Source organism: Ensifer sp. SL37 (assembly GCF_026672675.1).
GTDB lineage: Bacteria > Pseudomonadota > Alphaproteobacteria > Rhizobiales > Rhizobiaceae > Ensifer > Ensifer adhaerens.
The window spans coordinates 2,916,562-2,933,372 of sequence record NZ_JAPPRN010000006.1; the positions used below are offsets into that span (position 1 = coordinate 2,916,562).

The 16,811-nt window shown below is 63.6% G+C and carries 20 protein-coding genes and 1 pseudogene; 9 read left to right on the forward strand and 12 right to left on the reverse strand.

Annotated elements, in window-relative coordinates; all coding sequences use genetic code 11:
- Window positions 1-5 precede the first annotated feature (5 nt).
- Both ilvN and OVA00_RS26190 read left to right on the forward strand, forming a co-directional pair.
- A complete protein-coding gene (gene ilvN, locus OVA00_RS26185; protein ID WP_034792687.1) occupies window positions 6-578 on the forward strand; it encodes an acetolactate synthase small subunit in 573 nt (190 codons plus the stop codon).
- A 452-nt stretch (window positions 579-1,030) separates the two neighbouring features.
- On the forward strand, window positions 1,031-2,047 hold the full coding sequence (locus OVA00_RS26190) for an NADP-dependent oxidoreductase (RefSeq protein ID WP_034793616.1): 1,017 nt from the start codon (window positions 1,031-1,033) through the stop codon (window positions 2,045-2,047).
- 173 nt (window positions 2,048-2,220) lie between these two features.
- On the opposite strand, the gene OVA00_RS26195 is transcribed toward OVA00_RS26190, so the two are convergent.
- Entirely contained in the window at window positions 2,221-3,117 is an 897-nt protein-coding gene (locus tag OVA00_RS26195; RefSeq protein WP_218685270.1) for a LysR family transcriptional regulator, read from the reverse strand.
- 94 nt (window positions 3,118-3,211) lie between these two features.
- Here OVA00_RS26195 and OVA00_RS26200 point away from each other — a divergent pair, with 94 nt between their 5' ends.
- Window positions 3,212-3,961 carry a glucose 1-dehydrogenase gene (locus tag OVA00_RS26200; RefSeq protein ID WP_090294274.1) on the forward strand — a complete coding sequence of 250 codons (750 nt, stop codon included), beginning with the start codon at window positions 3,212-3,214 and terminating at the stop codon, window positions 3,959-3,961.
- Between the two features lie 133 nt (window positions 3,962-4,094).
- Here the strand turns inward: OVA00_RS26200 and OVA00_RS26205 are convergent, their stop codons facing one another.
- Together OVA00_RS26205 and OVA00_RS26210 are read right to left on the reverse strand one after the other, a co-directional pair.
- The gene (locus OVA00_RS26205; protein WP_192438429.1) at window positions 4,095-4,940 is read right to left on the reverse strand and encodes an aldo/keto reductase; all 846 of its coding nucleotides are present in this window, start codon (window positions 4,938-4,940) and stop codon (window positions 4,095-4,097) included.
- Window positions 4,941-5,111: 171 nt separating this feature from the next.
- A complete protein-coding gene (locus OVA00_RS26210; protein ID WP_112974911.1) occupies window positions 5,112-6,020 on the reverse strand; it encodes a LysR family transcriptional regulator in 909 nt (302 codons plus the stop codon).
- Window positions 6,021-6,136: 116 nt separating this feature from the next.
- Here OVA00_RS26210 and OVA00_RS26215 point away from each other — a divergent pair, with 116 nt between their 5' ends.
- Complete coding sequence (locus OVA00_RS26215) at window positions 6,137-7,048, forward strand: MBL fold metallo-hydrolase (RefSeq protein ID WP_268090372.1); 912 nt, start codon at window positions 6,137-6,139, stop codon at window positions 7,046-7,048.
- A 78-nt stretch (window positions 7,049-7,126) separates the two neighbouring features.
- On the opposite strand, the gene OVA00_RS26220 is transcribed toward OVA00_RS26215, so the two are convergent.
- The gene (locus tag OVA00_RS26220; protein ID WP_127889203.1) at window positions 7,127-7,366 is read right to left on the reverse strand and encodes a hypothetical protein; all 240 of its coding nucleotides are present in this window, start codon (window positions 7,364-7,366) and stop codon (window positions 7,127-7,129) included.
- Between the two features lie 541 nt (window positions 7,367-7,907).
- On the opposite strand from OVA00_RS26220, the gene OVA00_RS26225 reads away from it, so the two are divergent.
- Complete coding sequence (locus tag OVA00_RS26225) at window positions 7,908-8,501, forward strand: LysE family translocator (protein WP_268089875.1); 594 nt, start codon at window positions 7,908-7,910, stop codon at window positions 8,499-8,501.
- On the opposite strand, the gene OVA00_RS26230 is transcribed toward OVA00_RS26225, so the two are convergent.
- Both OVA00_RS26230 and OVA00_RS26235 read right to left on the reverse strand, forming a co-directional pair.
- Window positions 8,493-8,972: a DUF2269 family protein gene (locus OVA00_RS26230; RefSeq protein ID WP_268089877.1), complete on the reverse strand. Its 480-nt coding sequence runs from the start codon at window positions 8,970-8,972 to the stop codon at window positions 8,493-8,495. The two genes, OVA00_RS26225 and OVA00_RS26230, sit on opposite strands and share 9 nt — an antisense overlap.
- Window positions 8,972-9,118 (reverse strand): annotated as a pseudogene (locus OVA00_RS26235) (DoxX-like family protein); the annotation flags it as partial. The pseudogene OVA00_RS26235 and the gene OVA00_RS26230, both read right to left, overlap by 1 nt.
- Before the next feature lie 236 nt (window positions 9,119-9,354).
- Between OVA00_RS26235 and nthA the strand changes: the two are divergent.
- The 3 genes from nthA to OVA00_RS26250 are packed head-to-tail and all read left to right on the forward strand — an operon-like array spanning window position 9,355 to window position 11,013.
- Window positions 9,355-9,999 (forward strand): nitrile hydratase subunit alpha, encoded by a 645-nt coding sequence (gene nthA / locus OVA00_RS26240; RefSeq protein WP_268089878.1) that lies wholly within the window; start codon window positions 9,355-9,357, stop codon window positions 9,997-9,999.
- Window positions 9,996-10,655 (forward strand): nitrile hydratase subunit beta, encoded by a 660-nt coding sequence (gene nthB / locus OVA00_RS26245; protein WP_034792719.1) that lies wholly within the window; start codon window positions 9,996-9,998, stop codon window positions 10,653-10,655. Before nthA ends, nthB begins: the two co-directional genes overlap by 4 nt.
- The gene (locus tag OVA00_RS26250) at window positions 10,624-11,013 is read left to right on the forward strand and encodes a nitrile hydratase accessory protein (protein WP_268089879.1); all 390 of its coding nucleotides are present in this window, start codon (window positions 10,624-10,626) and stop codon (window positions 11,011-11,013) included. The genes nthB and OVA00_RS26250 overlap by 32 nt, the downstream gene beginning before the upstream one ends.
- A 238-nt stretch (window positions 11,014-11,251) precedes the next feature.
- Here OVA00_RS26250 and OVA00_RS26255 read toward each other — a convergent pair whose 3' ends face one another.
- The gene (locus OVA00_RS26255; RefSeq protein WP_268089880.1) at window positions 11,252-12,142 is read right to left on the reverse strand and encodes an SDR family oxidoreductase; all 891 of its coding nucleotides are present in this window, start codon (window positions 12,140-12,142) and stop codon (window positions 11,252-11,254) included.
- Between the two features lie 71 nt (window positions 12,143-12,213).
- Complete coding sequence (locus OVA00_RS26260) at window positions 12,214-12,867, reverse strand: O-methyltransferase (protein WP_089043481.1); 654 nt, start codon at window positions 12,865-12,867, stop codon at window positions 12,214-12,216.
- A gap of 90 nt (window positions 12,868-12,957) precedes the next feature.
- Between OVA00_RS26260 and OVA00_RS26265 the strand changes: the two genes are divergently transcribed.
- Window positions 12,958-13,593, forward strand: a complete 636-nt coding sequence (locus OVA00_RS26265; RefSeq protein WP_112771060.1) for a TetR family transcriptional regulator — start codon at window positions 12,958-12,960, stop codon at window positions 13,591-13,593.
- Between the two features lie 145 nt (window positions 13,594-13,738).
- On the opposite strand, the gene OVA00_RS26270 is transcribed toward OVA00_RS26265, so the two are convergent.
- The 4 genes from OVA00_RS26270 to OVA00_RS26285 form a co-directional block, all read right to left on the reverse strand.
- Window positions 13,739-14,572: an anti-sigma factor family protein gene (locus OVA00_RS26270; RefSeq protein WP_090294262.1), complete on the reverse strand. Its 834-nt coding sequence runs from the start codon at window positions 14,570-14,572 to the stop codon at window positions 13,739-13,741.
- Window positions 14,569-15,120 carry an RNA polymerase sigma factor gene (locus OVA00_RS26275; protein WP_034792734.1) on the reverse strand — a complete coding sequence of 184 codons (552 nt, stop codon included), beginning with the start codon at window positions 15,118-15,120 and terminating at the stop codon, window positions 14,569-14,571. Before OVA00_RS26275 ends, OVA00_RS26270 begins: the two co-directional genes overlap by 4 nt.
- A complete protein-coding gene (locus tag OVA00_RS26280; RefSeq protein WP_034792736.1) occupies window positions 15,104-15,481 on the reverse strand; it encodes a COG4315 family predicted lipoprotein in 378 nt (125 codons plus the stop codon). Before OVA00_RS26280 ends, OVA00_RS26275 begins: the two co-directional genes overlap by 17 nt.
- Window positions 15,482-15,738: 257 nt before the next feature.
- Window positions 15,739-16,722 carry a quinone oxidoreductase family protein gene (locus OVA00_RS26285; protein ID WP_268089884.1) on the reverse strand — a complete coding sequence of 328 codons (984 nt, stop codon included), beginning with the start codon at window positions 16,720-16,722 and terminating at the stop codon, window positions 15,739-15,741.
- Window positions 16,723-16,811: the final 89 nt, after the last annotated feature.

The window sequence follows — 16,811 nt, forward strand, 5'->3', positions numbered from 1 at the left end:
CTCACATGAACGCACACCTTCAACCGACCGGCTCCGCCTACTTCATCGCCAAGGAGACCGAAGTCGCCGAAACCCACACGCTTTCGGTTCTCGTCGACAACGAACCGGGCGTCCTTGCCCGCGTCATCGGCCTGTTCTCCGGCCGCGGCTACAACATCGAGAGCCTCACGGTTTCGGAAACGGAACACGAGGCGCACCTGTCGCGCATCACCATCGTGACGCGCGGCACGCCGCACGTGCTCGACCAGATCAAGAACCAGCTGGAACGGCTGGTTCCGGTCCACCGCGTCGTCGACCTGACCGTGCGCGCCGCCAGCCTGGGCCACGACCGGCCGATCGAGCGCGAACTGGCGCTCGTCAAGGTACACGGCTCGGGCGACCACCGCGTCGAGGCTCTGCGCCTTGCCGACGCCTTCCGCGCCTCGGTCATCGACGCCAACATCGATCACTTCGTCTTCGAAATCACCGGCAAGCCGTCGAAGATCGAGCAGTTCATCGCCATCATGAAGCCGCTCGGCCTCATCGAGGTCTGCCGCACCGGCATCGCAGCGATGAACCGCGGCCCGCAGGGCATGTGATTTTGCCGAGGTGAGGGGCTCGCGTGCATTCTTGCGCGCGAGGTTTTCCGAGCGGGATTGCCCCTCGCACTTTGTGCGGAGGCTGCCCCTCTCCCCGCAGGCGGGGAGAGGGGGCGCTCGCACCGAGCGAGCCGCTTCTTTCCTCCTTCATGATGACCGTCCATCAAAGGCACGCTTCTGCTGAAGATGCTAAGCGCTCGCGGTTCAAGGGAACCGGGCGCCCGCTGCACGTTTCCTTCTCCCCGCTTGCGGGGAGAAGGTGGCCGGCAGGCAGGATGAGGGGCCGCCGCAGTTGCAGCCGAAACCTCCCGGCCGGCCGGATGATCGGTGCAGGCGCTTGCGACCGAAGCCGCCAGACGTCACGCGCGTGGTTGACTTCGCACGGCATTTCTCGCCGAGTATTCCCTCAGAAGATTTCTCATGATCGCAGGTGCCCGATGAATTCTACCAAGATGAAGGCCTTGGTCCTTACGAGATATCGTGGTTCCGATGCCGCGGAGTTGCGCGACGTGCGGCGCCCACGCGCAGCGCGCGGCGAGGTGCTTGTCCGAGTGCATGCCGCCGGCCTCAATCCGGTCGACTACAAGACGCGCGACGGCATGCTGAAAGTCGTCCAGCGCTATCCCTTGCCTGTCGTCATGGGCAACGAACTCTCAGGCGTCGTCGAGGAACTGGGAGAAGGCGTCGCGTCGTTTGCGCCGGGCGACCGGGTCTTTGCGCGCATGCCCAAAGACACGATGGGGGGCCTTGCTGAGTATGCCGTCGTGCCCGAACAATTCCTGGCGAAGATGCCTGCATCGATCGACTTCAACACGGCAGCCGGCGTGCCGCTTGCCGGCCTTACCGCCTTGCAGGCGCTGCGCGACGAGCTTCATGTGGGGCGGGGCAGCCGGATCTTCATCCCCGGTGGCGCCGGCGGTGTCGGTACTTTCGCCATTCAGCTGGCGAAATGGCTGGGCGCGGAGGTCACGACGACCGCATCGCCCCGCGGCCGCGCGCTGGTCGAGGCGCTCGGCGCCGACGTGGTGATCGACTACACGAAGGAGCGCTTCGAGGAGCGCTTGCGCGACATGGACGGCGCCTTCGATCTGCTGGGCGGCGAGACGCTCCTAAAATCCTTCGGCGTCGTCAAGCGCGGCGGCAAGGTGGTTTCCATCGCCGGCATGCCCGAGCCCGAAACCGCGCGAAAGGATCTCGGCCGCGGGCTGTTCCTCAGGGCGCTGTTCTGGCTTGCGTCCTATAAGATACGCGCCGTCGCCCGGAAACACGGCGTCTCCTACCGCTACCTCTTCATGCATCCTGATGGTGCCGAGCTTGCCGAACTCGCAGGCCTCATCGACGCTGGGACGGTCAGGCCGGTGATCGACCGCGTGTTTGCACTGAACGATGTCGCCGAAGCCTTCGCCTATCTGGAATCCGGTCGCGCCAAGGGCAAGGTGGTGGTGGAGATTGCGGGCGTCACTGCGTGATCGACGCTTGCGGTGGCGGTTCTTTGCGATAAACCGCAGCGTGCAGAAGGCCGACGTTTCGTGAGGATGGTCCCTCACTCCCTTTCTCTCAGGGACGGGCAGGTTGCCAACGGCCTATCGGAGCGAGTGAATGCGTATTTCCATTTCACCGCAAGTCCGCTGGCCTTAGGCCGTCACAGACCTGGTATGCTCTTGGTTTGGTCGGCGATGAAATCGCAAAATCGCCGAACGCGAAGCGGTATCATCGAGCCGAAGGCGTGCACCACGTTGAGAGGCTGCGGCGGCAGGTCCAGTTCAGTGGAGATATCGATCAGCCGGCCGTCGTTCAACTCGTCCTGAACCACACACTTCATGAGCAGTGCCGCCCCCAGACCGTGGAGTGCCGCTGCCCGCAGTGCCTGCCCGGTATCGCAATCCACGCGGCCCTGCGGTGAAAACTGCTTGCCGCCCGCAAAGACCATCGGGCTCGGATGACCACGCACGATGTACCGGGCGAAGGGAAGAGCCGAGGCCTCGTCTACTGAACGCGGCTTGCCGTGTTTCTCGAGGTAAGCCGGAGACGCGACGATTACCATGTTGACATTCGCTAGCTTTCGTACGCGCAGTTCGCCTTGGCCACTGCCGCCCACGCGGAAGGCCACGTCGTAATCCTCCCGGATCAAATCAACTTGCCGGTCTGCGAGCCCCACCTCCAGCTTGATGGCGGGGAAGGCCGATGCGAAATCTCGAAATATCGGGGTCAAGAAGTAGCGGGCAAGATCGCTTGGCATGCTGAACCGAATTCTGCCGGCGAGCGTGTCCTCACGGCTGGCGACCTCGTCCGAAGTATCAAGCTGGCGCAGGAGAGGAGCAACCTTGTCGAACAAGGATTGCCCTTCGAAGGTTAGAACCAATGCTCGCGTTGACCTCAGAAACAGGCGGGCCCTGACCAAGGTCTCCAACCTTCCGACGCTCCTCGAGACGGCAGACGGCGATGTCCTCAGGATCTTGGCCGCAGCGCTGAACGAACCGCTCTCCACGGTCCTGACGAACGCGATCAAGCCAGGCGTCTCGTTCAGCAGATTGGGCATCTACACCTCGCAGGCACATGTCATGTGCTCATGAACCCGCTAATGCGCCGTCGAAGGCATCTCTATCTCCATGACACCTAACATGGAGACGAAAATGAAAACACTTCAAGGAAAGGTCGCCGTCATTACTGGCGGCAACAGCGGCATCGGAAAGGCGACCGCCAAGCTCTTTGCCGAAGAAGGCGCCCAGGTCATCATCACGGCTCGACGCCAGGACCTTCTAGATCAAGCCGTTCAGGAAATCGGCTTCGGCGCGATCGGCATCCAGGGTGACGTGGCTGATCTCGCCCATCATCGGGCGGTCGCGGGCACAGTTGCGGAACGATTTGGCGCGGTCGATATCTACCTTGCCAACGCGGGCGTGATCGACCTGAAACCGACCGACGCAATCTCCGAAGAAGCCTATGACCGGCATTTTTCCATCAACACCAAGGGCGTCTTCTTCGGCGTTCAAGCCATCGCTCCCATCATGAACGAGGGCGGGAGCATCATCATCACCAGTTCGCTGGCGGCGACCAAGGTTCTCCCGAACCATAGCGTCTATGCCGGTTCCAAAGCTGCCGCAGCCGCGTTCGCGCGCAACTGGGCGATCGAGTTCAAGTCGCGCCGCATTCGCGTGAATGTTCTCAGCCCGGGGCCGACGGACACGGAAATCCTTGGAAAGCTCGGAATCTCCGAGGCTGAACGCGGACCCTTTATCGAGCACATGGCCGAGACGATCCCGGCTGGCCGGCTGGGCACGTCCGGGGAGCTTGCCAGTGCGGCACTCTTCCTCGCTTCGGATGCCGGTCGCTTCGTCAACGGCATCGAACTCCACGTCGACGGCGGAATGTTGCTTGTCTAACGGATAGCGGATGTCGCGGAACAGCAGCGAGGGCGTTTGATTGAACCGTCATCGATGTTGCACCGACTGCGCGTCCGGCGCGCAGTCGGGCCGAGCGGCTGAGGGCGCGGTCAACGTTATCGCGAGGCTTCTCTCAAATCATCTCCAGTGACCGCTTGCGCTTCGGCGGCGGGAAGGCGTGGTCGAGGGCGGCGAGGTCTTCGGCGGTCAGGTGGATGTCCATTGCGTCGCGGTTTTCGCGGAGGCGGTCGGCCGAGCCGGTCTTGGGGATCGAGATGACGCCGGGGCGGGTCTTGAGGAAGGCAAGGGCGATCTGAGATGGCGTCGCCTGATGCGCCTTGGCGATGTGAATGAGATCGGGGTGGCGCAAGAGCCGACCCTCGTCGAGCGGAGAATAGGCCATGATGGCGATGCCTTGGCTCTGGCACCAGGGCAAAAGGTCGTATTCGATGCCGCGGCGTGACAGGTTGTAGAGCACCTGGTTGACGGCGACGTTTTTGCCATCCGGCACGTCCAGCAGCTCCTCCATGTCGTCGACATCGAAGTTCGAGACGCCCCAGGCGCCGATCTTGCCTGATTTCTTCAGCGCCTCGAAGGCGGCAACCGTTTCCGCCAGCGGATAGCCGCCGCGCCAGTGCAGGAGGTAGAGATCGATATGGTCGACGCCGAGATGCTTCAGGCTGCGCGCGCAGGCGGCCTCGGTGCCAATGCGGCTGGCGTTGGACGGCAGCACCTTGCTGACGATGAAGGCCTTGTCGCGGCGCCCGCGCACCGCTTCGCCGACCACGCGCTCCGAGGCGCCGTTGCCATACATTTCGGCCGTGTCGATCAGCGTCAGGCCGAGATCGAGGCCGAGTTGCAGGCTCTTCACCTCATCGGTCTTGCGTGCTGCGCTGTCGCCCATGCGCCAGGTGCCTTGGCCGAGAACCGGGATCGAGCGGCCGTCGGGAAGTGTCGTCGTCGGGATCGGATCATGCATGCTGTTCTCCTCGCGGCCGAAATTGCCCACAGCGGCCGCAGCTTTCAAGATGCGCCTCTCACGCTGTAGCACTTTGACGTGCGCCCTGTTGCTATCCGTAAAAGCGGAAACGCTTTCAGGAAATCGGCGGGTAGCGGGCAATCTAGCGCATCCCGCCGGTCTTTCGAGCCTTCATCCGGCAAGCCGCCCGCGCTCTTTTTCCATGCGCTGCAGGATCTCGACGAAGGCGCGCACGCGCGCCGGGCGGAAATGGGAGGGTGGATAGACGACATGGATACCGCCCGAGGGCAGCGACCAGTCGGAAAGCAACCGCACCAGCCGGCCTTCGGCGATGTCGGTTCGCACCTGATAGTCCGGCAGCACGGCAAGGCCGATGCCGGCGACAGCGCAGCAGTGGGCGGAATCGGTGCTGTCGGCGGTCACCAGCGCCTTGCCGTGGATTGCCGCCCCGTTGCCGGAAGCATGCGTGAAGGTCCATTCCAGCGGCGCCTTCAGCGCGCCGTTGGCGATCCAGTCTGCCTCCATCAATTGATTGGGGTGCGTGATGTCCCCGAGCTTTGCGGCATAGGCGGGCGCTGCGACGAGGTGCTGCTGAAACGTGCCGATGCGTTTTGCCCGTTCGCTGGAATCCACCAGCCAGCCGGCGCGAATGGCGAGATCGAGGCGGTTCTCGATCATGTCGAGAACCGTGTCGTTGAAGCTCAGCTCCACCCGCATGGCGGGATAGGTCGCGAGATAGGCGGCCACGGCGTTGGTTACGACCTTGGCGCCATAGTCGAGCGGTGCCGTCAGCGTCAGCGTGCCGCTCGGGATCTCGGTTTCAGCCGAGACCGCGCCGACGGCCTCATTGGCATCGCGCAGGATCAGCGCGCAGCGCTCGTAGAAGCGCTGGCCGGTGGCGGTCGGGCTTAGCCGCCGGGTGGTGCGCACGAGCAGGGTGGTGCCCAGCTCCTTTTCGAGTTGGGCGACCTGATGGCTGACGGCGGCTTTGGCAAGCCCGAGCCGTTCGGCAGCCGCGGTGAAAGAGCCGCACTCGACTACGGCAACAAAATGCGAGAGGCGATTTAAGTTTACAGTCATTCGAAATTCTTCGCGATTGTCTGAAGTTGTCAGACAGTCTGTTCGGACTGCCGGGCTTTTTCAAGAGCGCCCGTGCCGTCATCCTGCCGGGCACGACAAAAGCCCAAGGAGACCCCATGCAGATCCAGTTGACCCGGCGGACCGCACTCAAGACGGCAGCGGCGGCCGGCGCCGCCATCCTCATTCAGCCGGTCGGTGGCCGCTTTGCCAATGCGGCCGCAGCGCTCGAATGGCGCTATTTCCAGGCGGATGATGCCGGCTTCAACCGTACACCGGTGCTGCTGACCGGAAAGAGCGAGGCGATCCTGATCGATGGCGGCTTCACGTTTTCCGACGGCCGGGCGGTGGCCGAGGCAATCAAGGCAACGGGCAAGCGGCTGACGACCATCTATGTCAGCTGCAACGATCCGGATTTCTATTTCAGCCTCAAGCCGATCGTCGAAGCCTTTCCGGATGCGAAGGTCATCGCCGCTTCAGCGACCGTCGAGGCGATCAGGGTCAATGTTGAAGGAAAGCTTGAAACCTGGGGGCCGCAGTTGAAGGACAATGGCCCGCAGACGCTCGCCGATGTGGTGATGCCAACGCCCGACGACCGCACCCCGTTGACGCTCGAAGGCAGCACGATCGAGATCGTCACGATCGAGGGGATGAAGGACCGGCGCTATCTCTTTGTGCCGGAACTGCAGGCGATTTTCGGTGGCGTGCTCGTCTATTCCGGCTCGCATGTCTGGGTGGCCGACGAGGCGACGGCGGAAGGGCGGCAGAAATGGATCGAGGCGCTCGATGCCATGGCGACGCGCAAGCCCGCGATCGTCGTGCCGGCGCACAAGAGTGCGGGCGGGCCGGAGGGCGTCGAGGCCATCCGCTTCACCCGCGATTATCTCGCAGCCTTCAACGAAGCGGCGGCCGCCGCCAAGGACAGCGGCGAGCTGATCGCAGCGATGACAAAGCGCTATCCGGATCTGCCCGGCGTCTCGACGCTCGAGCTCGGCGCCAAGGTCGCCAAGGGCGAGATGAAGTGGGGCTGAGGCCGCGTTCTTGCACAGGCCTGGCGGCGACCGGTGTACGGATGCTGAAAACGGTGCGCACCAAGACCAAGGACACTGTTACTTTAGGAGTTCAAAGGCGCGAACAAATCCCGGAAACGCATTGGTAGCGACGCCCGTCGCGTAGATTTCGGCTGTGCCGTCGCTGCTGCATGTGATGGCGATTGTGCCGTCGATTTGGAGAAATAGAGCGACGGCGCCACCGTCCCACGGCACCAGTTTCCAGTCCCTTCCACCTGTGACGAGGCGCATGACCTCCTGCTGCACCTTCTGACATTCGGTGAAGGATGGCGTTGTCATAGACTGCCTCTCCTCTGATCGCGCCATGGCTGGGGCCGTGAACACGAAAGTGGCGAGAGCGGCAATAATCGTCCTCCTCATTGTGGCCTCCTACCCACGTGTATGACAGCGAGAGTACACACACGGCTGAGGCTGGACAACGACGGGCTTGGGCGCGTTGTCATCGCATTGCCACCCCATCACCGAGGCCTCTCGGCAGGCCGCTCAATCAACCGACTGGTCGCTTCCTTGCTCCGACCATCTACCGTTGAGCCGGAGCCCGAGAGGCGTGTAGGGACCCTGATGGCCTCAAGTAAGATTCCGCGAGGCCCATCCCACCGGGGCCCGGCACGACATAACGGGGTCTGAGGGGCGCAGGGCCCAGGCGGATACCCTAGCGCTGCCCTAGGTCCAAAGTCGCACGAACGTTGTAGCCAAATTACTGTATTATAACGGTTTTTTGGCAATTTATCGCCGAGGGGAAACTTGTCACCATGACAAGTTCGCGGCTGATGCCGGCTAATAGGTCAATTATGCTGACCCAATTGACCGGGAGGAAACCATGCAGGCCGATACACTGCTGGCGCTGTTTTTGTTCGCATTCACCACTTCGATCACGCCGGGGCCGAACAACATGATGCTGTTCGCGTCGGGCGTGAATTTCGGTTTCGTGCGCACCATCCCGCATATGCTGGGCATCGGCGCCGGCTTCTTCCTGCTGCTCATCGCCGTCGGTTTCGGCCTCGGTGCGCTGCTCCATTCCGTGCCGGTCGTCTACACGGCGCTGAAGTTCGCAGGCGGTGCCTATCTCATCTGGATCGCCTGGAAGATCGGCACCTCGCGTTCGCTGTCCGAAGGCAAGGCCAGCACACAGCCGATGACCTTCATCGGGGCTGCCGCCTTCCAATGGGTCAATCCCAAGGCGTGGGTCATGGCGGTGTCAGCGATGGCGACCTATACCAGCAGCGAAAGCTACCTCTTCAGCGTGCTCGTCGTCGGCGTCGTCTTTGCGCTCGTCAACGTGCCGAGCGTTTCCACATGGGCGGGCTTCGGTTCGGCGCTGCGCCAATGGCTCTCGGAACCGTCGCGGCTGAAATGGTTCAACATCACCATGGCGGTGCTTCTCGTCATCAGTCTCTGGCCGATGCTAAAATAGTGCGAATTGTGGTTTCATCAGCATCAGCCAGAAGATGCCGGTGACGGCAAAGAAGGCCGGGAAGCCGCAGGCAAACCAGATGGCATAGAGCCGGTCGAACTCCGGTGGTAGCGGCGCACCGTTGGCCGTTGCAAGCCGGGCGAGATCGCGCAGCCGCAACTGGATCCAAACGACCGGCAGCCAGAAGAGGCCGGTGACGACATAGGGGATCAGCGACAGCGCGATCCATCCTTCCGTCAGCGACCAGCCGATACTCGTCGCCAGCAGGTAACCGGTGATCGGCTGGAGCAGCACCGCTGTCGCGGTGAAGACCGTGTCGGCGACGACCACCGTTCCGGCGACGTGCGCGATCAGCCGGGCATCGCGCGTGCGCCTGGCCATCAGCATGAAGAAGGCGATACCAGCGCCGGTGACGAAGAGCACCGCGGCACCGATCACATGGGCAAGGCGCAGCAGATCTTCGAGCGGCATCAGCGTTCATCCAGTATGGCCAGCGTCGCCAGCGTGAGAAGCAGCGACGGCAGCACCTTGACGAGCGGCCCGAGCGGATCCGCCCAAAGTTGGGGTTCGACGAGGGTAGCGGAGGCGAGATAGGCGACCGACAGTGCGAGCATGCCTAGATGGCGGACATGATACATTCGGAGCTGCGTGGCAAATGATCGCCGGCAGCGGAAGTCGGCTTGCTCGGTGGCCTGGTACGAACCGCATCGGGCCAGACTTGTTATGGTGACAATTGCGGGTACCCGCGGACGTTGAAATCGATTTCGAATCCGGGGTTTATGCGCTACGACTTTATGAGGAGGCAGCGCCATCTTTGTGCCTGTGATGGCACGGCGTTGCGAGGAGCCAGGCAATGTCCGAACACCATCATGGCCACGATCATCACGATCACGACCATCACCACGACAACCATTTCACCGACATGGAAGCGCGGGTGAAGGCGCTGGAGACGGTGCTGACAGAGAAGGGGTTGATCGACCCGGCGGCGATCGATGCGATCGCCGAGACCTATGAGACGAAGATCGGTCCGCGCAACGGCGCGCGTGTGGTCGCCAAGGCCTGGGTGGATCCAGAATTTGCCGAGTGGCTGAAGCGCGATGCGACGGAAGCGATCGCCAGCCTCAGTTATACCGGCCGGCAGGGCGAGCATATGCGCGCCGTGTTCAACACGCCCGAAACCCATAACCTCGTCGTCTGCACGCTCTGTTCCTGTTACCCCTGGTCGGTGCTCGGTCTGCCGCCGGTCTGGTACAAGGCGCCGCCCTATCGCTCGCGCGCCGTCATCGATCCGCGCGGTGTGCTCCAGGAATTCGGCCTGACGCTTCCCGAGACGACGCGCATTCGCGTTTGGGATTCGACGGCGGAACTGCGTTATCTCGTGATCCCCGAGCGCCCGGCAGGGACGGAAGGGTTCAGCGAGGACGAGCTTGCTGCCCTCGTCACCCGCGACGCGATGATCGGCACGGGCCTGGCACTTTCTGCGGAGGTGCTTCGATGAACGGTCCACACGATCTCGGCGGCGCCCACGGCCTCGGCCCGGTGGCGCCTGAAAAGGACGAGCCCTACTTCCATGCGGAGTGGGAAAAGCGGGCGCTCGGAGTCACGCTTTCCTGCGGCGCCTTTGGCGCCTGGACGATCGACGAAAGCCGGCATGCGCGCGAAAACTTGGCCCCGGCGACCTATCTCTCGGCGAGCTATTACGAGATCTGGACGCGGGCGCTCGAAACCCTGTTGAAGCGCCACGGCTTCGTAACCCAGGCCGAACTCGACGGCGGCCACAGGCTGGAACAGGGTGCGGCGCCGAAACGGGTGCTGAAGGCCGACATGGTGGCGGGCGTGCTCGCCAAAGGCGGCCCCTGCGATCGTCCGGTCGAGGGGCGCCCACGCTTTGCCGCCGGCGACCGGGTGCGCACGAAAAACTTCAATCCGGAGACCCATACGCGCCTGCCGCGCTATGCCCGTGCCAAGCTCGGCCGGGTCGAGGCGGTGCAGGGCTCTTTCGTCTTTCCTGACGACAACGCCCATGGCCGCGGCGAAAATCCACAATGGGTCTACACGGTCGTTTTCGATGGGCCGGAGATCTGGGGCGAGGGCGCCGACCCGACGCTGACGGTGTCGATCGATGCCTGGGAGAGCTATCTTGAGCACGTGTAAGGTGACATCGCCGCTGATTGCCTCGGCCGAACTGCCGAAGTCGCTGGAGGGCGATCCGGTCTTTGCCGAGCCCTGGCAGGCGAACGCCTTCGCCATGACAGTGCGCCTGCACGAAAAGGGTGTGTTCTCCTGGCCCGAATGGGCAGAAGCGCTTTCGGCCGAACTTTACAAACCCGGCCGCAAGGCCGATGCCAGCGACTATTACGACTGCTGGGTGGCCGCACTCTCGCGCCTCGTCACGGAGCTTTCGCTCGCCTCCGGTCGAGAACTGGAAGACCTGACGCTGAGCTGGCAGCGCGCGGCGGAAGCAACGCCGCACGGGCAACCGATCGTCAGAGAGAACGATCCGCTCAGGTAGGCCCTTCAACGACCGCTTGCAGATCTGCCCCTCATCCTAACCTTCTCCCCGCTTGCGGGGAGAAGGGACGTGGACTGCGGCGAGCGTCACCACCCGTTCTTGACCGTGAGTAACGAGGCGATGGAAGCGAACGCTGGTCCGAGTGGGTGCCACACGTGTCCTTCTCCCCGCGGGGCGGGGAGAAGATGGTCGGCAGACCGGATGAGGGGCCATCGCTTAACGCTACGTGAAGCGACCATCACGCGTAGTAGGTTGCCTGATCCAGATCGGTGAGCAGGTCAGGCCCAACAGGTTTCCACCCGAGCAAGGCTCGCGTCCGGGCGCTGGACGCGGCCATGTTGCCGCTGGCCATGCCGGCAAACCAGCCGAAATGCGCGGGCGGGCGGGCTTCGACCGGCAGGCCGAGATTTCGGCCGATGATCTCGGCGATCTGTCGGAACGGGATCTTTTCGTCCGCCACAGCGTGGTAGACGCTCTCGCTCGTGCCGCTTTCAAGCACAAGCCGATAGACCCGTGCTGCATCATCCCGGTAGACGCCCGACCAGCAATTGGCGCCATCATCCAGATACGCCGAAACGCCCGTCTGGCGCGCAAGACGCACGAGGATCGGGACGAAGCCATAATCACCGAGGCCGTGAACCGAAGGCGCGAGCCGGACCGTTGCCGCCCGAATGCCGCGCTCGGAAAGGGCACGGGCAGCGGCTTCGGATTTGCGCGGCACGGCGGCATTGGGCCGATCAGTTTCCGTGGCACCGAGCGGCAGCCCGGCGAGACCCGAGGTTACGAGTAGCGGCCGATCCGATCCGGCGAGACCCTCACCCAGAAGCGCGATGACGCGCTGATCCTCGGCCGCACCTTCCAGGAAACTGGAAAAGTCCTGGTCGAGCGGGCCATGGACGAAGTCATGCCTGAAGGCCGTGTGAATGACGGCATCGGCTTGCCCTGCGGCCCGCCGAAGGATCGCCGCGGACTCAAGCCCGCCTTCGACGACCGAAGCCCCGGTTGCGGCGAGGGTTGCGGCCTTTTCCCTGGAGCGTGCCAGGCCGGACACGCTGTGCCCCGCTGCGATCAGGTCCTTGACCACGGCCGACCCGACCCAGCCGGTCGCGCCCGTTACGAATACATGCATTGCAGTTCTCCTTGATGTGGTGGCCCTGCGTGGGCCTAAGCGCAGCCGCTCAACCGAAACGATGGCGCCGATCAGGCGAGGCGCATCGTCACTTCGATGTCCTCGGCAAACGGTGTCGACAGGTAGGTGCCGGCGGCCGAACGGATGTAGTCGAGATATTCCGGGCAACTGTCGGCGTCGTCGGCGATGATCAGGGCGCCTGGACGCAGGCGAGGCTCGATCAGCTTGAAGACGTCGAGATAGATCGGTTTTGCCCCGTCGAGCAGCACCAGATCGATCGCGTCGGGAAGGTCGGTGAAAGTCGTCAGAGCGTCACCCTGCCGGATCTCGACGAGATCCTCGAGACCGGCTGCGGTGAGGTTCTGTCCGGCCCGCGCCACCTTCGCCGGTTCGAATTCGCTGGTGATCAGCTCGCCGCCGCCGTTGTCGCGCAGCGCCGCTGCGAGAAAGAGCGTCGAAATGCCGAAGGACGTTCCGAACTCGACGATCCGGCGGGCGCGGCTTGCGCAGGCGAGCATGTAGAGGAGGTTGCCGGTCTCACGCGAAACCGGAAGCCACAGATCCTTCAAGAGCCCGTAGAGCTGCAGATATTCGGTCTTGCTGTGCAGCAATCGTTCGCGTTCGCTTGCGGGCAGTTGCGCGACTGCGGGGCTGGTCGCGGCATCGGCCTCGTCGAACAGGCGGTCGAGAAGGCCCTTGAGAGGCTGGCTGGTGAGCGTGGTCATCGGATGTTCCTTCGTTTTCGATGGGCTTGCGTTCCCGAGGAAAATACGAATAATTCGTCGCATTCGCTAATCGCATTGCGGACGGTGCCAATGGCCAACAGATCAAGTGCCCGTATTTCTTCACGAAAAGCGCCCAAGCAGGCGCGTTCGAACGAGCTGGTGAAGGCCATTCTCCAGGCTGCTGTTCAGGTTTTGGAGGAGGAGGGAGCGCAGCGATTTACCACTGCCCGCGTCGCGGAACGGGCGGGCGTCAGCGTCGGGTCGCTGTACCAGTATTTTCCCAACAAGGGCGCGATCCTGTTCCGCCTGCAAAGCGACGAATGGCGGCAGACGTCGGGGCTGCTGGCGACGATCCTCAGTGACGGGTCGCGGTCGCCGCTCGATCGGCTGCGGTCGCTGGTTCACGCCTTCCTGCGCTCGGAATGCGAGGAAGCGGCCGTTCGGGTTGCCCTGGGCGACGCGGCACCCCTTTATCGCGATGCGCCCGAAGCCCGGGAAGCCAAGGAGGCCAACGATCCGCTCATCGACCAGTTCATGATCGAGCTTCTTCCGAACGCACCCACCGACCTCAGGGAACTTGCCGGTGACCTGATCATGACGACGATGACGACGGTGGGGAAGGATTTTTCGGGAACGGCGCGCAGCGATGCGGAGATCGAGGCCTATGCGGATGCGATGGCCGACATGTTCTCGGCCTATCTCGTGGCGAAGGGCGCCGGCACCTGATGCATCCCGAAAATTGTGAGCGTCCCGGCGATTTTGAGCGCAGGGCGTCTCGGGTCACGCAGGGTGAGACGAATGTGCGGGCTCGACTGTAACTCTTTGAAATACCTTGCCGACAAAGCCTGATCGGCGTTGGCCGGGTTCCCCCTCAGCTCTTCGTCGCCTCGCTCTTTTCGAACTGCCGGTAGCATTCATCCGCCACCTGCTGCAGCAGATCGCGCGGCACCTCGCCGGTGACGGCGTAGCCGAGCGGGCCGTCGATCCAGTAGAAGGTCTCGACGCCGTCGTTCTCGTCGATGCGGAAGCTGGTTTCGCGGTTGTCGTCGTTGCGGCCGAGCAGCACCGTCAGCCGTCGGCCGGTGCCATCCTCATACATGAACATCGCGCCTGCCTTGCCGTTGACCGGCAGCAGCCGGCCGCCGACCAGCGAGAAGCCGAGCGAGGAGAGATCAGGGATCGAGAGCGGATGATCGAGGCGCTTGCCAAGCCAGGTCGCGAGATGGGTCTGGTCGTCGGCGCCGACCTCGACGGCATGGCGCACTTCGCTGGCATAGACCAGGAAGGCCGATTGCGCTTGGCGCGGCAGGCTGTCGGCCGTCTGCGTCGGCCGGGGGCTTTGCTCGGGTGCGAGCAAGGAGGGCGCGTAAAGGCCGGTGAGGCCGCCGGCCGCAAAGAGCACCAGGCCGGCGGCGACGGCGCGGGCGATGCTGGCAAACGATCGGGTGTCCTTGCCGGGATCCGGTTGCGGGCGTTCGCTGCCGTTGCTCAGAAGCAGAGCCCGGTCATCGGCGTCGCTGCGGGCATAGCCGGCAAAGAGCGCGCGCAACTCGACCGCCTGCGCCCGCCATTGCCGGACCTCTTCGGCCTGCGTGGGGTTTTGCTCGAGCCATTGCTCGATCCGCAACCGCTCGCGCGGGCCAAGGGCGCCGTCGACATAGGCGTGCAGGTCGTCTTCGGAGACGGTGTTGTGGCCTTCCGTCATTTCGGTCTCCGCATGCTGATCACATTGTCGTCCTTCATGGCTTCTGCAAGCTGGCGCCGCGCGCGCGACAGGCGCGACATCACGGTGCCGATCGGTATGGCCATCATCTCGGCCACGTCCTGGTAGCGGTATCCTTCGATCACCACGAGCATCAGCACCGAGCGGTTCTCCGTGGAGAGCCCGTTCAGCGCCCGTTCGAGCCGCGAGCGCTCCAGCGGGTCGCTCTCGTGGGTCTCGGCCTCAAGGCCCAGGTCCTCGTCCAGCGCCACCTGCGGGTGCATCGCCACATAGCGGTGCCGGTTGCGGCCGAGATTGGTCATGATGGTGAAGGCCCAGGCGCGCAGGTTCACGCCGCGCCACTGCGCGCGGCGTGAAAGCACCTTCTCCACGCAATCCTGCAACAGGTCCTCGCCATCCGGGTCCGAGCGCACCAGGCTGCGGGCATAGCGCCGCAGTGCCGGCACCAGGGCCAGCACATCCTCTTCGAACCGGTCGGAGGCGGGGGGTGCCCCCGCATCCTCGTTGCCGCCGTTACGGCTTGGCGACATTCCATTCGCCCTTCTTCATGCCGTCGCCGGTCATGTCACCCATCTTCTTGTCCTTGATGAAGAAGTAGAGCGGCATACCGTCCTTGGCCCATTGCTTCTTGCCGTCCTTGCGCTCGACGACCGTATAGGCACCATCTGCCTTGGCGCTGGCTTCCGCGAAGAAGGGCGGCCAGTTCTTGGCGCAATCATCGTAGCACATGGACACGCCGCCATGATCGTCCTTGTAGGTGTAGAGCGTCATGCCGTTTTCTCCGGCCAGCACCTTGCCCTTGGCGGTCTCGACTTCCTTGACCGGCGGCGCGGCGAAAGCCGTTACGCTGGCCGCAAGCAGCATGGCGATCGTCAGTGGAAACGTTCTCATGGCAGTTGTCCTTCCTCAAGATGGTTTTCCTGTCCGGAAACGGGCGAAAAGCCTCCTCGTCCCGTTTCCGCGGGAGCCGCATGGTGCAGATCCAACCGTAAGACACGGCAAGCACAGGATTTATTCCCGGAGAACTGGCGGAAGTTTCGGTTCGGTTCTTGCAGGTCGGCCACAGGACGACCCGGCCACGCGACGTTCATCGCGCGGCCGACGAGAGGGGCGAATAAGGGCGCTGACCAGTTGGAGGCGACCGCCGTTCAGGGCAGCAGGACCACGGATCCGGTCGTCCGCCGGGCCTCCAGGTCTTCGTGAGCCCTGCGGGCGTCGTGAAGCGGATAGGTGGTGATGGCTGGGGCACGAACGACACCTGCCTGCATGGCGCCGAACAACTCTCGCGCCGCCGCTTCGTACTCGCCTCGCTCGGCAGTGTAGTGGGCGATCGAGGGACGAGTGACATAGAGCGAGCCCTTGGCCGAGAGCGAGGCGACGTCGAGCGGGGGAACCGGACCGGAGGAGGCGCCGAAGGAAACCAGCGTGCCGCGCGGGCGCAGGCAGTCGAGCGACCTGGCGAAGGTGTCGGCGCCAACGGAATCATAGACGACGCCGACACCCTTGCCGCCGGTGATTTCGCCGACGCGGACCCGGAAATCCTCCTGGCTGTAGAGGATGACATGATGGCAGCCATTGGCCCGGGCGATTTCGGCTTTCTCTGTGGAGCTGACGGTGCCGATGACAGTCGCGCCGATGTGGCTCAGCCAATGGCAGGCAATCGAGCCGACACCGCCGGCCGCCGCATGGAAGAGCACCGTGTCGCCGGGCTTCACCTCGATGCAGCGACGGATCAGGTATTCGACGGTCAGTCCCTTGAAGACGAGGGCTGCGACCTCTCGGCTGTCCAGTTCCTCCGGCAGCGCCAGCGCCCGGGCGGCGGGCAGGTTGCGGTGGGTGGGATAGGCGCCGGGCGGGCCGCCCACATAGGCGACGCGTGCGCCAATCGAAAAGCCTTCGACGCCTTCGCCAAGCGCGGTGATCACGCCGACGCCTTCGACGCCGATCCCGCTCGGCAGGGGCAGGGGTGCCGAACCCCGGCGGTGATAAATGTCGATGTAGTTCACGCCGATGGCGAGATGGCGGATCTGGATTTCGCCGCGCCCGGGCTCGCCCAGCGTCTCGGCCTTGAAGGCGAGCACCGACGGCTCGCCAAATTCGGAAAATCGAAAGGTATCGATGTTGAACGTCATGCTGGTTTCTCTCCGGATTTCAGAAGAAACTGCTTGATTTCCTGGCTTCGGTCGAGAAACCATTCCGCAATTCTGATTTCCAAAAATGG

Excerpts from the sequence above, each read along its gene's own strand:
- ilvN (WP_034792687.1), top strand. The coding sequence starts at position 6 with ATGAACGCACACCTTCAACCGACCGGCTCCGCCTACTTCATCGCCAAG.
- OVA00_RS26190 (WP_034793616.1), top strand. The coding sequence starts at position 1,031 with ATGAAGGCCTTGGTCCTTACGAGATATCGTGGTTCCGATGCCGCGGAG.
- OVA00_RS26195 (WP_218685270.1), bottom strand. The coding sequence starts at position 3,117 with ATGCCCAATCTGCTGAACGAGACGCCTGGCTTGATCGCGTTCGTCAGG.
- OVA00_RS26200 (WP_090294274.1), top strand. The coding sequence starts at position 3,212 with ATGAAAACACTTCAAGGAAAGGTCGCCGTCATTACTGGCGGCAACAGC.
- OVA00_RS26205 (WP_192438429.1), bottom strand. The coding sequence starts at position 4,940 with ATGCATGATCCGATCCCGACGACGACACTTCCCGACGGCCGCTCGATC.
- OVA00_RS26210 (WP_112974911.1), bottom strand. The coding sequence starts at position 6,020 with ATGACTGTAAACTTAAATCGCCTCTCGCATTTTGTTGCCGTAGTCGAG.
- OVA00_RS26215 (WP_268090372.1), top strand. The coding sequence starts at position 6,137 with ATGCAGATCCAGTTGACCCGGCGGACCGCACTCAAGACGGCAGCGGCG.
- OVA00_RS26220 (WP_127889203.1), bottom strand. The coding sequence starts at position 7,366 with ATGACAACGCCATCCTTCACCGAATGTCAGAAGGTGCAGCAGGAGGTC.
- OVA00_RS26225 (WP_268089875.1), top strand. The coding sequence starts at position 7,908 with ATGCAGGCCGATACACTGCTGGCGCTGTTTTTGTTCGCATTCACCACT.
- OVA00_RS26230 (WP_268089877.1), bottom strand. The coding sequence starts at position 8,972 with ATGCCGCTCGAAGATCTGCTGCGCCTTGCCCATGTGATCGGTGCCGCG.
- nthA (WP_268089878.1), top strand. The coding sequence starts at position 9,355 with ATGTCCGAACACCATCATGGCCACGATCATCACGATCACGACCATCAC.
- nthB (WP_034792719.1), top strand. The coding sequence starts at position 9,996 with ATGAACGGTCCACACGATCTCGGCGGCGCCCACGGCCTCGGCCCGGTG.
- OVA00_RS26250 (WP_268089879.1), top strand. The coding sequence starts at position 10,624 with ATGCCTGGGAGAGCTATCTTGAGCACGTGTAAGGTGACATCGCCGCTG.
- OVA00_RS26255 (WP_268089880.1), bottom strand. The coding sequence starts at position 12,142 with ATGCATGTATTCGTAACGGGCGCGACCGGCTGGGTCGGGTCGGCCGTG.
- OVA00_RS26260 (WP_089043481.1), bottom strand. The coding sequence starts at position 12,867 with ATGACCACGCTCACCAGCCAGCCTCTCAAGGGCCTTCTCGACCGCCTG.
- OVA00_RS26265 (WP_112771060.1), top strand. The coding sequence starts at position 12,958 with ATGGCCAACAGATCAAGTGCCCGTATTTCTTCACGAAAAGCGCCCAAG.
- OVA00_RS26270 (WP_090294262.1), bottom strand. The coding sequence starts at position 14,572 with ATGACGGAAGGCCACAACACCGTCTCCGAAGACGACCTGCACGCCTAT.
- OVA00_RS26275 (WP_034792734.1), bottom strand. The coding sequence starts at position 15,120 with ATGTCGCCAAGCCGTAACGGCGGCAACGAGGATGCGGGGGCACCCCCC.
- OVA00_RS26280 (WP_034792736.1), bottom strand. The coding sequence starts at position 15,481 with ATGAGAACGTTTCCACTGACGATCGCCATGCTGCTTGCGGCCAGCGTA.
- OVA00_RS26285 (WP_268089884.1), bottom strand. The coding sequence starts at position 16,722 with ATGACGTTCAACATCGATACCTTTCGATTTTCCGAATTTGGCGAGCCG.